14 protein-coding genes are annotated in these 14,462 nt (G+C 68.4%); 6 read left to right on the top strand and 8 right to left on the bottom strand.

Features of this window, described 5'->3' with window-relative positions; all coding sequences use genetic code 11:
• The first annotated feature begins 121 nt into the window (after positions 1–121).
• A complete protein-coding gene (locus tag LMA02_RS21135) occupies positions 122–1,633 on the top strand; it encodes a TniQ family protein (protein ID WP_228909679.1) in 1,512 nt (503 codons plus the stop codon).
• A gap of 315 nt (positions 1,634–1,948) precedes the next feature.
• On the top strand, positions 1,949–2,224 hold the full coding sequence (locus LMA02_RS21130; RefSeq protein WP_105788335.1) for a hypothetical protein: 276 nt from the start codon (positions 1,949–1,951) through the stop codon (positions 2,222–2,224).
• A 144-nt stretch (positions 2,225–2,368) separates the two neighbouring features.
• Here the strand turns inward: LMA02_RS21130 and LMA02_RS21125 are convergent, their stop codons facing one another.
• Positions 2,369–3,862: a PLP-dependent aminotransferase family protein gene (locus LMA02_RS21125; protein ID WP_416378686.1), complete on the bottom strand. Its 1,494-nt coding sequence runs from the start codon at positions 3,860–3,862 to the stop codon at positions 2,369–2,371.
• 194 nt (positions 3,863–4,056) lie between these two features.
• Here LMA02_RS21125 and LMA02_RS21120 point away from each other — a divergent pair, with 194 nt between their 5' ends.
• Positions 4,057–4,407: a hypothetical protein gene (locus tag LMA02_RS21120; protein ID WP_228909677.1), complete on the top strand. Its 351-nt coding sequence runs from the start codon at positions 4,057–4,059 to the stop codon at positions 4,405–4,407.
• A 124-nt stretch (positions 4,408–4,531) separates the two neighbouring features.
• On the opposite strand, the gene LMA02_RS21115 is transcribed toward LMA02_RS21120, so the two are convergent.
• The 7 genes from LMA02_RS21115 to LMA02_RS21085 all read right to left on the bottom strand — a co-directional run bounded on the left by LMA02_RS21115 (position 4,532) and on the right by LMA02_RS21085 (position 9,518).
• On the bottom strand, positions 4,532–4,954 hold the full coding sequence (locus tag LMA02_RS21115) for a DUF6691 family protein (RefSeq protein WP_228909676.1): 423 nt from the start codon (positions 4,952–4,954) through the stop codon (positions 4,532–4,534).
• Between the two features lies 1 nt (position 4,955).
• On the bottom strand, positions 4,956–5,390 hold the full coding sequence (locus LMA02_RS21110; RefSeq protein WP_228909675.1) for a YeeE/YedE family protein: 435 nt from the start codon (positions 5,388–5,390) through the stop codon (positions 4,956–4,958).
• Positions 5,380–5,730: an ArsR/SmtB family transcription factor gene (locus tag LMA02_RS21105; RefSeq protein ID WP_228909674.1), complete on the bottom strand. Its 351-nt coding sequence runs from the start codon at positions 5,728–5,730 to the stop codon at positions 5,380–5,382. The genes LMA02_RS21110 and LMA02_RS21105 overlap by 11 nt, the downstream gene beginning before the upstream one ends.
• 132 nt (positions 5,731–5,862) lie before the next feature.
• Positions 5,863–7,131 carry an NAD(P)/FAD-dependent oxidoreductase gene (locus LMA02_RS21100; RefSeq protein WP_228909673.1) on the bottom strand — a complete coding sequence of 423 codons (1,269 nt, stop codon included), beginning with the start codon at positions 7,129–7,131 and terminating at the stop codon, positions 5,863–5,865.
• Entirely contained in the window at positions 7,128–7,361 is a 234-nt protein-coding gene (locus LMA02_RS21095) for a 2Fe-2S iron-sulfur cluster-binding protein (protein WP_011658575.1), read from the bottom strand. Before LMA02_RS21095 ends, LMA02_RS21100 begins: the two co-directional genes overlap by 4 nt.
• Positions 7,362–7,461: 100 nt before the next feature.
• The gene (locus tag LMA02_RS21090; RefSeq protein WP_228909672.1) at positions 7,462–8,589 is read right to left on the bottom strand and encodes an NAD(P)/FAD-dependent oxidoreductase; all 1,128 of its coding nucleotides are present in this window, start codon (positions 8,587–8,589) and stop codon (positions 7,462–7,464) included.
• Complete coding sequence (locus tag LMA02_RS21085) at positions 8,586–9,518, bottom strand: 4-hydroxyproline epimerase (protein ID WP_228910069.1); 933 nt, start codon at positions 9,516–9,518, stop codon at positions 8,586–8,588. Before LMA02_RS21085 ends, LMA02_RS21090 begins: the two co-directional genes overlap by 4 nt.
• Positions 9,519–10,150: 632 nt before the next feature.
• On the opposite strand from LMA02_RS21085, the gene LMA02_RS21080 reads away from it, so the two are divergent.
• The 3 genes from LMA02_RS21080 (at position 10,151) to LMA02_RS21070 (ending at position 14,456) form a co-directional block, all read left to right on the top strand.
• Complete coding sequence (locus LMA02_RS21080) at positions 10,151–11,776, top strand: APC family permease (RefSeq protein ID WP_228909671.1); 1,626 nt, start codon at positions 10,151–10,153, stop codon at positions 11,774–11,776.
• Positions 11,777–11,848: 72 nt separating this feature from the next.
• Positions 11,849–13,441 (top strand): aldehyde dehydrogenase (NADP(+)), encoded by a 1,593-nt coding sequence (locus LMA02_RS21075; protein ID WP_228909670.1) that lies wholly within the window; start codon positions 11,849–11,851, stop codon positions 13,439–13,441.
• On the top strand, positions 13,434–14,456 hold the full coding sequence (locus LMA02_RS21070; protein ID WP_228909669.1) for an Ldh family oxidoreductase: 1,023 nt from the start codon (positions 13,434–13,436) through the stop codon (positions 14,454–14,456). Before LMA02_RS21075 ends, LMA02_RS21070 begins: the two co-directional genes overlap by 8 nt.
• Positions 14,457–14,462: the final 6 nt, after the last annotated feature.

Raw genomic sequence — 14,462 nt, 5'->3', positions numbered from 1 at the left:
GATCAGCGGTGAAGTGCGCCAGCCGACCATGCGACAGGCGAATGTGAGAATGCTCTAAGAACAGAAGCACTCCGCGCGAACAATCTGGGACGGTCAAATTGAAAAGTGTCGCCGAGTCTCCGTGATTGAAGGGGTTTATCGTCCAGATGAACCCCGCTCTTTGAAAATGATGCATCGACAGAAATGTGAAGAACCATGCAACAAGCTCGGATCCACTCTGCAACCAGCGATCGCGCAGAAAGGAATTACTGTGTCGCCGCATGAAAGCATGATCCCGCCGCGCACGCTGTTTCCCAATCTCGAACCGATGGGCCTTCGGACCGCCGATGTCGAGAAATTGACCAGCTATCTGACCCGTTTGGCGGCGCAATCGCACATTACGTTGGGCTCACTGGTCGAGAAATATTTTGAATCCGGTCGAGAACTCAAATATCCACAGATAGGAAGCGGCTATCATCCCGCCAAGCAACGGATTAACGCGCAAGGCGCGACAGCATATGCGTGGGTGATCCGTGCAAACCAGTTGGTCGACCGAGGAGACTTGAGCCTTCTCACGCTACTCCCGTGGTCGAACGCGTTTTCCGAAAGAAGTCAATTGACGAGTGCTGCGCGTCGTTGGTGTCCCCTTTGTCTTGCCCAGGATCATACGGCCGGCACTCCCGTCTACGAGCGCCTGATTTGGTCACTACAGTATGTCGAATTGTGCCCGCGGCACCACTGCTACCTGGAAGACCAATGCCCGACATGTCGTCGCAGATGCATGCCCGAATTCAACCGCCGACAGTTATGTGGCTTTTGCTCGAGTTGCGGCGCGTGGCTCGGTTCCACCACGCCGACATGCCTCCAACCATTTGACGAAGCAGTTCTATCCTATCAGGCGTGGGCAGCAGAATGCTTTGCCGATCTGCTCGCCAATCCCCCACGGTCGACATCGGCGGAACACCGCGAACGGATTGTGCGTGTAATCGATACCTGCACGGAGCGACTCTTTCTGGGAGACCGTACCGCCAGCAGTCAGCACCACGGAGCCCTCCGATCCGATACCACCGAATGGCTTCGTGGCCGGCGTTACCCCAATCCGAGGATGCTGCTCAATATTTCTTACGACCTGCAGATCAGTTTGCGTGACCTATTTGCCGGCAACATCGCGCGTTGCAGTAACGCGTCTTTGCCTCCGCTTCCGTTCACCACGCCGCCTCCCCCGCGCCTTCCCCCGCCGCCCACGACGGACTGGGCGAAAGTCGAGCACGTCCTCCGGGAGGTCGCTTCTGGCACGCGGCCCTTTACTAGTCTCGCATGTGCCGCCAAATCTTTCGGAATGCGGCCGGCCTTGGTGAGTGCACGCTTTCCATCCCTCTGCACCGAGGTAGGCGACGCCGCTCGAGCTTTGCGCGCGAAAATCGATGACGAACGGCGTCGACAGCGGGACACGCTGCTCGCGGAGTACATTTCCACCAAAACGCGCCAAATGCTCGATGCGGGCGAGTATCCGAGTGTGCGGAAACTGTCCCTCCTCGCGAGGGCGCAAGGGCTCGCCTCCAGCAAAGACGCATATCGCATCCGGGAGATACAACTGGCTGCCCTACAAAGCGCCCCGCGTCCGAATCATCATTTCAAACAAGCGCGTGGATAGGACGTGCGCAAGTCGTCAGACTGGCGTGCTCCGGCCGACGTGGTCGCGGACTCGATAGCCAACACCCCGGCCAGTCAACCTACACAAATAAGTGCCATAACCCTCGCGGGGCACCCGCACCATTAGTGCTTGCGCCAGAACGTGAGCACAGGTGCGCATTGGTCTTGTTACATCTTGCGGCTAAAAAATTCACCATATCGCTTCCAAACGGAAGTTTTATGGTTACCTCCACACCAGGCGCATGCGCGCCGCTTGCGGCCGCCTCATATACTGGTTATATTTACAGTACTGTATTTATGAACAGTGAGGTGCGCGATGGAACATCTGGTCCGTATCGTCAACGACACCGATCGCCAAGTGCTGGCATGGCTGCGTGCGCAGGTCGGCGACGCCCGCGTCGAGCGCGCGGCGCGCCAGCTTGGGGCGACGCGCAAGCCCTTTCCGTCCGCGGTCTGCCGATACCTCGGCATGAGCGCGCCGGCCACGCTGCGCCAGGCGGAACGGCCGCGTGCCGCGCGCGACTTCTCGGTCGGTGATCGCTACCTGTCGCTGATCCGTCAGCACCTCGCCGCGCATACGGTCGGCCGATGAAATCGCCGAAATCGTATCGTCGGCGCGTGATGGCGCGGCGGCCGGCCGCGGTGAGCGCGGCGTGCCGGATCGGCCGGCCCGTGCCGCCGTCACGCCAGCCGAGCCCGGTAGCGGGCATCCCGGCCCGGCCGACAGCCGGCCCGCTTACGCCGCGGCCGCCGCGTCGTGTATCAGTTGGCCGAGCGTTTCGATGGCCGCTTCGTGAGCCGAGTCGAATACCCGCGTGCACGCAAGCCGGATATAGGCATCGAAGCGGTCGGAATTCGAGAAGATCGAGCCGGGCGCGATCCTTACTCCCCGTGCCAGCGCCGCATCGAACAATGCTTCGGAACGCACGCCGTCCGGCAGCGCGATCCACAGCAGCATGCCGCCCGGCGGCCGGTTCATCCGCGTGCCGGCCGGAAAATGACGCGCGATCGCATCGATCGTCACGTCGCGCTGCACGCGAAGCTGTTCGCGAAACCGGTGCAGGTGGCGATCGAACGCGCCCGAGCCGACGAATTCGGCCGCGACGGCCTGCAGCAACGCGGCGTTGTGCCGGCTGTGCGCGAACTTGAGCATCTTCACGCGCGCGTGCCAGCGGCCCGCACTCATCCAGCCGAGCCGCATCCCGGGCGCCAGCACCTTGTTGAGCGACGGGCAGTAGATCACCGTGCCGTCGCGGTCCCATGCCTTCACGGGCTTCACCGCGTGCGGCGCTTCGACGAGTTCGCGATACGGCTCGTCCTCGATCACGGCCACGCCGCGGCGCGAGCACAGCGCGACCAGCGCGGCCTTGCGCTCGTCGGGCATCACGCTGCCGAGCGGGTTCTGCAGGTTCGGCACGACGACCACGGCCCGAATGTCCGGGTACGCGGTCAGCGCCACGTCGAGCGCTTCGATCGATAGCCCGGTCGTCGGGCTGGCCGGAATCTCGAGCGCACGCAGGCCGAGGCTTTCGAGCAGCTGGATCAAGCCGAAAAAGGCCGGTGATTCGATCGCGATCGTGTCGCCGGGTCGCGCCACCGCGCGCAGCGCGAGATTGACCGCATCGACGCCACCGCTCGTCGACATCACGTCGTCCGGCGACACGGTCACGCCGTACGACAGCGCACGCTTGGCCATCGTCTGGCGGAATTCGGGCGAACCACCCACCGGCCCCGCGTCGGTCAACAGCGTCGGCTTGCGCCGCAGCAGCCGGATCGCCAGCGCCTGCAAGCGCTCGGCCGGATACAGCGTCGCCATCGCGGACGCGCCGCCAAGATTCAACGCATCGGGCGTCGCGTTCGCGCGATCGATCACGCGCGACACGCGTTCGTGCAGCCCCGCGAACGGCGGCTCGACGCTCAGCGGCGGCCCATCGCATTCCGGCAGCGTGTCGAGCGCGGCCGCCGCGCGCCGCCGCACGAAGTAGCCCGAGCGCGGCCTTGCTTCGCACCAGCCCGTATCCTCGAGCCGCCGGAACGCCTGGATCGCGGTCGACAGGCTCACGCCGTGCTGCGCCATGAATCCGCGCACCGACGGCATCCGGTCGCCGGGCGACAGCGTGCCGGCCGCGATGATGCGGCGGTAATGCTCGGCGAGCCGTTCGTACAGCGGCTCGCCGGCCATCGGCAAAGGCGTGCGGGGCGACTCGGTGGTGGATGTCATGCGGGTCATCGTGCCCGCGCACCCTGGCGCACGCCAGATACAGATTCGGGGAAAACCCACCGATACAGCGGGCCAAATTCGCCGCCTGCACCGTAACAGATTCCCGTCCCCTGAATCTGTCCGGCCCGCGCGCGTTTCCCTAACCTGATTGCACGCTGTCGCCCCGCCGTCGCGGGGCTGCGCAACCGGGAAAGGGACTCGCCATGCGAACACAAGACATCCGGCTCGACGCCGGGCAAAGCCACTTTGCGTGGTTCGACAAGGGCAGCCAGGTCAACGTGCTCGACGGCGCGCTCGCGGTCACGTTGCGCCACGGCGGGCTCGACTGGCTGCCTGATGCGCCGCAATACGTCCGCCGGGTGCTCGACGAAGGCGAATGCCTGACGATTGAAGCGGCCGGTCACGCGACGTTGACGGCCAGCGGTGCCGCGCCGGTCGACGCGACCCTTGCGGAACCCGCGGCCCGGGCCGGGGCGTTCGCCGCGTGGCGCGCGTGGCTGCACCGGGTGGCCGCGTGGCCATTCGGCGGGCAGCATGTGCGCGAACAGCCCTGACGCGATGGCTCGCGCTGCCGCCGGTATCGTCATGCAACCACCGTATCGCCTCATCCGGCGCGAGCGTGATCACGTCCAGCGTCCTCGCCGCGCCGGAGCGATTCAGCCGGGCCGAGATCGCCGGCTACCGCACCTTCCGCGCACGCTCGATCCATTCGAACAATGCCATCCCGACCAGCATCGCGACGACGAACGCAATGCCCTTGACCGAGCCCAGACCGATCGACACGAGCGCCGGCCCCGGGCAGAACCCCGCAAGCCCCCAGCCGATGCCGAACACGGCACTCCCGGCGACGAGCCGCACGGTGATCGTCCGGGCAGCCGGCCACTGGATCGGCAGCCCGAGCCACGACCGCGTGCGGCGCTTCGCCCAGGCGAACGCGAACACGGCGACGCCGATCGCGCCGGCCATCACGAACGCGAGCGACGGATCCCAACGGCCGGCCAGGTCGAGAAAACCGAGCACCTTCCGCGGGTTGGCCATCCCCGACACGATGAGGCCGACGCTGAACAACAGCCCCGCCAGAAACGCGAATCCTGCCTGCATGTCAGCCTCCGAGCACGTGCCGGCGCACGAATACGGTCGCGAAGCCGGCGACCATGAACACCGCCGTCGCGACGATCGAGCGCGTCGCGCCGCGCGACACCCCGCAGACCCCGTGACCGCTCGTGCATCCGCCCGCATAGCGCGTGCCGATCCCGACCAGCAGGCCGGCCGCCAGCAACTCGCCCCAGCCTGCATCGACCTGCGGCGTCACGGCGGCACCGGCGATGCGCATCATCAGCGGCGCGGCGATCAGCCCGGCGACGAATGCCGCACGCCAGTCGCGCTCCGCGGCACCGGCCGTGAACAGGCCGCCGACGATGCCGCTGATCCCGGCGATCCGTCCGTTGAACGCGACGAGCCATGCGGCCGCCAGCCCGATCAGCACGCCGCCGGCAAGCGACAGCCAGGGCGTGAAATGAAGCGCATCAAGCTGCATCGCGCTTCCCCTTCGCGGCCGGGCCGCAGAACTGTTCGTACAACACGCCCATCACCGCGATCGCGGCCGGGCTGTCGAGCGAATAGTGGATGTTCTTGCCTTCGCGGCGCGTGCGGACGAGCGCGTTGTCCCGCAACACGCCGAGCTGCTGCGACAGCGTCGGCTGGCGAATATCCAGCCGCGCCTCGAGATCGCTCACGCAGCGTTCGCCCTGCGACAGTTCGCACAGCAGCAGCAACCGGTCTGGATTGGACAGCACCTTGAGCAGCGCGCACGCCGATTCGGCGGCTGCGCGCATCTGGTCGGGCTCGGGCAGCCCGGCGGAAGGATCGGTGTTCATGGGAGCGGTGCACACGATTAACGAATCAATATTATATCAAATTATATATTTTTGATTCGCACCATCGCCCGACGCCTTCCCTCAGAAGGCGCCGACGGCCCGGCTCGAACCGGGTCGCCTCACCAAGGCAAGTCAGGCGCCGTCGCAGGACACCGTGTCGTCCAGCATCAGCGTACCGACCCGTGCGGGCACGAGCGGCGTGCGCGGCACCGGCGGCGTCCAGCCGAACAATGCCTGCGCGGCCGCGCCGCACACGCGGCCCTGGCATGCACCCATCCCGCAGCGCGTCTGCAGCTTCGCGGCCGTCCAGCCCGGCGCCGGCGCGACCGCGTCGAAGCGCACGTCCTCGCAACGGCACAGCAGCGTATCGGGCCGCGCGAGCCGGCGGATCGGCTCGCGGATCGCGAAGCGCTCGCGCACCGCGTCCGCGAACGCCTGCCAGTGTGCGCGCCGCGCCACCAGCGCGGCCAGCGGCGCCACCTGCCCGGTGGCCGCGAAGCCGGCGATCTCGCCTTCGACCATCGCCAGTTCGCTGCCGCCGACACCCGTGCACTCGCCCGCGGCGAAATACCCGTCGCGGCTCGTGCGCTGATGCGCGTCGACCACGACCGCGCCGTTCTCGATCCGGCAACCGAGATGGCTCGGCAGCACGGTGTTCGGCACGAGGCCGAAGCCGCACGCGAGCCGGTCGCAGTCGACGTCGAACTCGCGCGCGCCCTGCCGGATCCGCACGCGTTCCAGCCGCTTGTCGCCGAATGCTTCGACGACGTAGGCATTGGGCCGGTAGGCGGCCGTGACGAGCTTCGCGGCCTGCGCGAGTTTCGACGGCCAGCGCCACAGCCCTGCGCCGAAACCGGCCACGTCGCCCCATGCCGCCTGTTCGAGCACGTGCGACACCTGCGCGCCTGCCTGTCGCGCCGTCGCCGCGCTCGCGAGCAGCAGCGGGCCGCTGCCGGCGATCACCGTGCGCTGCCCGCGCACGTCGAGGCCGTACTTGATCAGCGCCTGCAGGCCGCCCGCGCCGGTGACACCCGGCAGCGTCCAGCCCGGGAACGGCAGCAGCAACTCACGCGCGCCGCAGCACACGATCAGCGTGCGGAATTCGAGCAGAAAGCCGCGCTCGTCATCCTCGAGCAGCAGCGTGCCCGGCTGCGTTTCGGCGACGATGCGCGTGGCCGCGAGATGCGTGACGTTCGGCTGCCGCAGCACGGCGAGGCGTTCCGCCGCGGCCGCCACCGGCGTCGCGGCGGCGGCCTGGCGCCAGATCTGTCCGCCCGCGCGCGGGTTGTCGTCGACGATCGCGACCGTTGCGCCGCTTCGTGCGGCGGCCCGCGCGGCCGACAACCCGGCCGGGCCCGCGCCGACGATCGCGACGTCGACGCTCAGTCGTTCCTGTTTCATCGCGTGCGCTCCACCCGCATCCCGTCGCGGCACAGCGTCTGGCAGGCCAGACGACGGCGGCCGTCGATCGTCATCCTGCACTCCTGGCAGATGCCCATACCGCAAAACGGCGCGCGCGCCGCACCCGTGCACGACACACGCGTCGTGTCGTCGCCGCTCGCCGCGACGGCAGCCGCGACGGTCGCACCGTCGGCCACCGTCAGCGCGCGGCCGTCCAGATGAATGATCATGTCAGCCTCCGCCGGGCCGCCCTGCACGTACGGGAGTCGGCCTTCGAGGGATGGGGGGACTGCGTCCCCCCAAGCGAACGAAGTGAGCGTGGGGGTCGTTTCATGTCAGCGCTCCGGCTACGGGGGACGTCGTCAGGAAACGTCCCGGCAAATACGGTTCGATATCGATCGGCGGCCGCTCGCCGGTAATCAACGCGGCGACGATCCGCGCGCTGCCCGGCGCGGTCGTCACGCCGAGCCCTTCGTGCCCGACCGCGAGCCACACGCCCGGGCGCGCAGGATGTTCGCCGAGCAGCGGCAGGCCGTCGGGACTCGCGGAACGAAAGCCCGTCCATGCGCGAATCCCGTTCAGGTCGGCCAGATCCGGCAGGTAGCCGGCCGCACGGCGCAGCATGCGCGCGAGCACCGGCGGCTCGATGCGCGCGTCTTCCGTGTCGAACTGGCGCGACGAGCCGATCAGCAGCTGGCCGGTCGGCCGCGGTTGCACGTTGAACGCGACGGACGTGCCGTCGCTCGCGTGCGCGCTCGCCGCATAGCCGAGCTCGACGAGCTGGTGCGACACCTGGCCCGGGTAGCGGTCGGTGATCAGCAGATGGCCCTTCTTCGGGCGCAGCGGCAATTCGGGCAACAGCGTGCGCGCGGCGACGCCGTTCGCGACGACGACACGTTCCGCGCGCAGCGTGTCGCCGCTCGCGAGCGTGACGCTCGGGCCGTCGACCGCCACCGCGCGGTCGCGCCGCAACGTGATGCCCGGCGCGCGCTGCAACAGCCAGCTCGCGGCGACCGGCGCATAGAGAATCGCATCGCCCGGGATCTTCAGCGCGCCGCCGAGCCCCGCGCGCAGCATCGGCTCCAGCCGCGCGAGCGTCGCCGCGTCGATCAGCTCGCCCGCGACGCCATGCGCGGCGAGCGTCGCCTGCTTGGTGCGCGCGAGGTCCATCTCGTTGGAATCGGCCGCGAGCCACAGCGTGCCGCAGTTGCGGTACGCGCAGCCTTCCGGCATTTCTCCGCTCAGCGCGCGCCACAGCGCGATCGAGTAATGGCTCAGCGCGAGCTCGGCCGCGTTGTCGTCCATCGCGACGAGGTGCCCCATGCCGGCGCCGGTCGCGCCACCGCTCGCGTCGTCGACGACGAGCACGCGCAGCCCGCGCTGCGCGAGTTCATGTGCACATGCGGCACCGACGATGCCAGCGCCGATCACGACGACGTCGGTCCTGGCCTCGCTCACGACACGATGCCCCAGCCGAACGGATCGTCTTCCTCGATCAGCAGCGTCGCTTCCGCGCTGAGGTGCGCACTGCCGCGGATCGTCGGCACGATGCCGCCGTCGGCCTGCGCATAGCTCGCCTGGAACACGCTGCCGATCACGCTCGCCTGCCGCCACACGACGCCCGGTTCGAGCTTGCCGTCGGCCGCGAGGCAGGCGAGCTTCGCGCTCGTGCCGGTGCCGCACGGCGAACGGTCGTACGCATGGCCCGGGCACAGCACGAAGCTGCGGCTGTCGTGCTCGGAATCGTCGGCGAACAGTTCGATATGGTCGATCTCGCCGCCGTTCGCGCCGGTGATGCCCGCGCGCTCGAGCCCTTCGCGCACGGCGGACGAATAGGCGGTCAGCGCCGCGACGTTGTCGCCTGCCACGCGCTGGCCGTGATCGCTGATCAGGAAGAACCAGTTGCCGCCCCACGCGATGTCGCCCTTCACGGCGCCGTAGCCCGGCACGTCGACGGCGACGGCCTTCGCATGGCGATACGCGAGCACGTTGCGCACGCTGACCGAAAGGTCGTCGTGCAGCGTCGCCTCGACGGTGCCGACCGGCGTTTCGATCCGGTGCACGCCCGGCTCGATGCGGCCCATGTGATGCAGCGTGCGCACGACGCCGATCGTGCCGTGCCCGCACATCCCGAGGTAGCCGCTGTTGTTGAAGAAGATCACGCCGGCCGCAGCCTCCGGCGACACGGGTTCGCACAACAGCGCGCCGACCATCACATCGCTGCCGCGCGGCTCGAGAATGCACGCGGTGCGGTAGCGATCGTGCTCGCGCGCGAGCACGTCGAGGCGCTCGGCCATCGTGCCGTTGCCGAGCGAGGGGAAGCCGGACACGACGAGCCGCGTGGGTTCGCCGCCCGTGTGCGAATCGATGATCTGAATGCGCTTCATCATGAGCCGTCCGAAGTGGGGAAAGGAGCATAGCTTCCTCCGTCGCGCGTCCGTCCGCTTGTGGCTTTTCGATGAGGACGGCGACGAAATCGGCACAGTGTGGAACGCCTTCCGCAGCCCGTCCGGTCACTGTGCCGATTTCGTCATTCTGCTCCGCGATACGACTCAAGCGTGATGGGTGTTTGCACGGCGATACTGGTTGCACGTCGACGCGCCTGTCGCCGGCCGAGATGAAGCGATACGCAGCAACAGGAAGCAATACGAAGCAGGAGATTGCAGTGAGCCGAAACGCCATCCAGCGGACCGAAGTTTTCCCCGTCCTCAGCAACCGGTTCGCACCGGACGCTTCCATCGCATTCGACGCCGCGCACCGCGCCGAACAGAACCGGGCGAACCGCTGAGCGACTTCCCCCCGGCGGTGCAACGGCTTCCCGCCATCGCATTGCCACTTCCGGTCCGGCATGGCCCGCACAGGTCCGTTCGCCGCGGCGCCAGCCCGCGCCGCGCATGAACGGCCGTCGGCCCGCCCGGTCGTTCGAACCGGTCGCACGCCGGCCGGCAGGTGTGTGCCGCTGCTCCGTCGGAGCGCGGCACAAGCCCACCTGCCCCGATATTTCCCAGGAGACAAACCCATGCCAGGCCAAGGCAACACACACCCTTCCGTCCCGCTTTCCCGTTCCGTGCCCGCCGACGGCGGTCACGGCAAGTTCAAGAAACAGCTGTCGCTGACCGACCTGACGTTCATCGGTCTCGGCGCGATCTTCGGTTCGGGGTGGCTGTTCGCCGCGAGTCACGTCTCGACGATCGCCGGCCCGGCCGGCATCTTCTCGTGGCTGCTCGGCGGCTTCTCGGTGCTGCTGCTGGGCATCGTCTATTGCGAGCTCGGCGCCGCGCTGCCGCGCGCGGGCGGCGTGGTCCGCTACCCGGTGTTCTCGCACGGCCCGCTGCTCGGCTACCTGATGGGCTTCATCACGCTGATCGCGTTCTCGAGCCTGATCGCGATCGAAGTGGTCGCCGCGCGCCAGTACGCGGCCGCGTGGTTCCCCGGCCTCACCAAGGCCGGCACGAGCGACCCGACGACGCTCGGCTGGCTCGTGCAGGCCGGGCTGCTGTGCTTCTTCTTTTACCTGAACTATTCGAGCGTGAAGACGTTCGCGAAGGCGAACAACGTCATCAGCATCTTCAAGTTCATCGTGCCGCTGTCGGTGATCGCGGTGCTGTTCACGTTCTTCAAGCCCGCCAACCTGACCCTGCACGGCTTCGCGCCGTTCGGCATGCCGGGCATCGAGATGGCCGTGTCGGCCGGCGGGATCATTTTCGCGTACCTCGGCCTCACGCCGATCGTGTCGGTCGCGAGCGAGGTGCGCAATCCGCAGCGCACGATTCCGATCGCGCTGATCCTGTCGATCCTGCTGTCGACGCTGATCTACGTGCTGCTGCAACTCGCGTTCATCGGCAGCATCCCGACCGACATGCTCGCCGCCGGCTGGCACGACGTGAGCAAGGCGTTCTCGCTGCCGTACCGCGACATCGCGCTTGCGCTCGGCGTGGGCTGGCTCGCGGTGATGGTCGTCGCCGACGCGATGATCTCGCCGAGCGGCTGCGGCAACATCTACATGAACGCGACGCCGCGCGTCGTCTACGGCTGGGCGAAGACGGGCACGTTCTTCAAGGTGTTCACGCGCGTCGACGAAGCGTCGGGCATCCCGCGCGCGGGCCTGTGGCTCACGTTCGGCCTCTCGATCTTCTGGACGATGCCGTTCCCGTCGTGGGAAGCGCTGATCAACATCGTGTCGGCCGCGCTCGTGCTGAGCTACGCGGTCGCGCCCGTATCGGTCGCCGCGCTGCGCCGCACCGCGCCCGACCTGCCGCGACCGTTCCGCGCGGTGGCGTTCGGCATCACCGGCCCCGCGTCGTTCGTGATCGCCGCGCTGATCGTCTACTGGTCGGGCTGGGGCACGGTGTCCTGGCTGCTCGGCCTGCAGATCGTGATGTTCGTGATCTATCTCGCATGCCGCCGCTGGGTGCCGACCGCGCACCTGAGCATCGCCGAGCAGGTGCGTTCGTCCGCGTGGCTGATCGCGTTCTACGCGGCCATGATCGTGCTGTCGTACTTCGGCGACTTCGGCGGCACGGGCCAGCTCGCGCATCCGTACGACACGGTCGTCGTCGCGGCCGTCGCGCTCGTCATCTTCTACTGGGGCGCCAACACCGGCATCCGTTCCGACAAGCTGCAGCTCGAAGACGACGAAGACTGACGCCCCCCGCTTTCCCCTTTCCACTCCGGCCGGGCGCATCACGCCCGGCCCCGCATTTTCCGAGGAAAAACCATGCAACTTACAGGTCAGCTCCTGATCGGCCAGTCGGCCATCGCCGGACAGAACGGCCCCCTCCACGCGATCGCCGCCGCCACCGGCGAACCGCTTGACCCCGCGTTCGGCGGCGCGAGCCTGCACGACCTGGAGACAGCCTGCGCGCTCGCCGACGACGCGTTCGATACGTACCGCGAAACGCCTCCCGAGCAACGCGCCGCGTTTCTCGACGCGATCGGCCGCACCATCATGGCGCTCGGCGACGACCTGATCGAGCGCTGCGTCACCGAAACGGGCCTGCCGCGCGCACGCATCGAAGGCGAACGCGGCCGCACGGTCGGCCAGCTCGCGCTGTTCGCGTCGCTCGTGCGCGACGGCGGTTACGTCGACGCACGCATCGACCCGGCCAGGCCGGACCGCAAGCCGCTGCCGCGGGTCGACCTGCGCCTGCGCAACGTCGCGATCGGGCCGGTCGCCGTGTTCGGCGCGTCGAACTTCCCGCTCGCGTTCTCGGTCGCGGGCGGCGATACCGCCTCGGCACTCGCGGCCGGCTGCCCGGTGATCGTCAAGGCGCACTCCGCGCATCCGGGCACGTCCGAGCTCGTCGGCCGCGCGATCCAGCAGGCCGTGCGCGAATGCGGGCTGCCGGCCGGCGTGTTCTCGCTGCTGTTCGACGCGTCGCGCGAAATCGGCCAGGCGCTCGTCGCCGATCCGCGCATCAAGGCCGTCGGCTTCACCGGCTCGCGCCGCGGCGGCGTCGCGCTGATGAACATCGCGGCCGCGCGCCACGAGCCGATTCCGGTCTATGCGGAAATGAGCTCGATCAATCCGGTGCTGCTGTTCCCGGCCGCGCTCGACGCACGCCACGACACGATCGCGCCGCAGTTCGCCGCGTCGCTCGCGCTCGGCGCCGGCCAGTTCTGCACGAACCCGGGCCTCGTGCTCGCGGTCGACGGCCCCGCGCTGCGCGGGTTCGAAGCCGCGGCGGCCTCCGCCGTGCAAGCGAGCGCCGCGCAAACAATGCTCACGCCGCACATCCACGCGAGCTATGCGCAAGGCGTGGCCGCCCTGCGCGCGCACGACGCGGTCGAGCTGCTGGCGGAAGGTGCGGAAGGCGGCCGCTACCAGGCACGCGCGGCGCTGTTCGCGACGTCGGCGGACGCGTTCATCGCGCACCCCGAACTGCGTGACGAAGTGTTCGGCCCCGCATCGCTGATCGTGCGCTGCCCGGATGCCGACTCGCTGCATCGCGTGCTGAAGTCGCTCGAAGGCCAGCTGACGATCGCCGCGCATCTCGCCGACGGCGACGCAGCGCTGTTTGCCGCGCTGCGCCCGACGCTGGAGCGCAAGGCCGGCCGCATTCTCGTCAACGGCTTCGGCACGGGTGTCGAGGTCGGTCACGCGATGGTGCATGGCGGCCCGTTCCCGGCCACGTCCGACACGCGCACCACGTCGGTCGGTGCACGCGCGATCGAGCGTTTCCTGCGCCCCGTGTCGTACCAGGACGTGCCGGACGCGCTGCTGCCCGACGCCATCCGCAACGGCAACCCGCTGAACGTGCCGCAACGCATCGACGGCGTGCCCGCGCCGCGGGACGCGCGCGATGTCTGAGCCGCTCGCCGAAGTCGTCCTGTCGCTCGATGAGGTCCACGCACTCGCGCTGCGGGTGCTGACGCACAACGGGATGTCCGCTGCGCACGCGCAGGCGATCGCGAACGTGATCACGCAGGGCCAGCGCGACGAGTGCCACTCGCACGGCGTGTACCGGCTGCTCGTCTGCGTGCGCTCGCTGAAGAAGGGCAAGGTGGATCCGCAGGCCGTGCCGACGCTGCGCCGGCTGTCGTCGTCGATCGTCGCGGTCGACGCGCATCGCGGCTTCTCGTTGCTCAGCTTCGAAACCGGCCTGCCGGTGCTCGTCGAGATGGCGAAGCAGCACGGGATCGCAGCGATGGCGATCAACCACTGCTACCACTTCTCGGCGCTGTGGCCCGAGGTCGAAGCGATCGCCACCGAGGGCCTGGTCGGCATCGCGATGAACCCGAGCCACAGCTGGGTCGCGCCGGAGGGCGGCCGCGAACCGGTGTTCGGCACGAACCCGATCGCGTTCGCGTGGCCGCGCCCGGACGGCGTGCCGTTCGTGTTCGACTTCGCGACCAGCGCGATCGCGCGCGGCGACATCGAGCTGCACGCGAAACAGGGCAAGGCGATCCCGCCGCACTGGGCGATCGATGCCGACGGCCAGCCGACCACCGATCCGAAGGCCGCGCTGCAGGGCGCGATGCGCACCTTCGGCGGCCACAAGGGCTCGGCGCTGGCGGCCATGGTCGAGCTGCTCGGCGGCGCGCTGATCGGCGACATGACGAGCCGGGAGTCGATGGACTTCGACGAAGGCGTCGGCGCGACGCCGTGCCATGGCGAGCTCGTGATCGCGTTCGACCCGAAGGTGTTCCTCGGCGACGAACTCGACGCGGGCCTCGCGCGCGGCGAGCGGATGTTCGCGTCGATCACCGGGCAAGGCGCGCGGCTGCCGTCGCAGCGGCGCTTCGACGCCCGCGCGCGCAGCATCGCGCACGGCGTGCGGATTCCGAAGGCGCTGTACGACGAAATCCTGACGCTGCTCGACTGACGCTGC

The sequence above is a fragment of the Burkholderia sp. B21-005 genome (assembly GCF_020843965.1).
GTDB lineage: Bacteria > Pseudomonadota > Gammaproteobacteria > Burkholderiales > Burkholderiaceae > Burkholderia > Burkholderia ambifaria.
The sequence above is the reverse complement of the archived record's forward strand: the minus strand, read 5'-3'. Positions and strand labels throughout refer to the sequence as shown.

Bases quoted from the DNA above. Each gene is read 5' to 3' on its own strand.
- LMA02_RS21130 (WP_105788335.1), top strand. From the start codon at position 1,949: ATGGAACATCTGGTCCGTATCGTCAACGACACCGATCGCCAAGTGCTG.
- LMA02_RS21125 (WP_416378686.1), bottom strand. From the start codon at position 3,862: ATGACCCGCATGACATCCACCACCGAGTCGCCCCGCACGCCTTTGCCG.
- LMA02_RS21120 (WP_228909677.1), top strand. From the start codon at position 4,057: ATGCGAACACAAGACATCCGGCTCGACGCCGGGCAAAGCCACTTTGCG.
- LMA02_RS21115 (WP_228909676.1), bottom strand. From the start codon at position 4,954: ATGCAGGCAGGATTCGCGTTTCTGGCGGGGCTGTTGTTCAGCGTCGGC.
- LMA02_RS21110 (WP_228909675.1), bottom strand. From the start codon at position 5,390: ATGCAGCTTGATGCGCTTCATTTCACGCCCTGGCTGTCGCTTGCCGGC.
- LMA02_RS21105 (WP_228909674.1), bottom strand. From the start codon at position 5,730: ATGAACACCGATCCTTCCGCCGGGCTGCCCGAGCCCGACCAGATGCGC.
- LMA02_RS21100 (WP_228909673.1), bottom strand. From the start codon at position 7,131: ATGAAACAGGAACGACTGAGCGTCGACGTCGCGATCGTCGGCGCGGGC.
- LMA02_RS21095 (WP_011658575.1), bottom strand. From the start codon at position 7,361: ATGATCATTCATCTGGACGGCCGCGCGCTGACGGTGGCCGACGGTGCG.
- LMA02_RS21085 (WP_228910069.1), bottom strand. From the start codon at position 9,518: ATGAAGCGCATTCAGATCATCGATTCGCACACGGGCGGCGAACCCACG.
- LMA02_RS21080 (WP_228909671.1), top strand. From the start codon at position 10,151: ATGCCAGGCCAAGGCAACACACACCCTTCCGTCCCGCTTTCCCGTTCC.
- LMA02_RS21075 (WP_228909670.1), top strand. From the start codon at position 11,849: ATGCAACTTACAGGTCAGCTCCTGATCGGCCAGTCGGCCATCGCCGGA.
- LMA02_RS21070 (WP_228909669.1), top strand. From the start codon at position 13,434: ATGTCTGAGCCGCTCGCCGAAGTCGTCCTGTCGCTCGATGAGGTCCAC.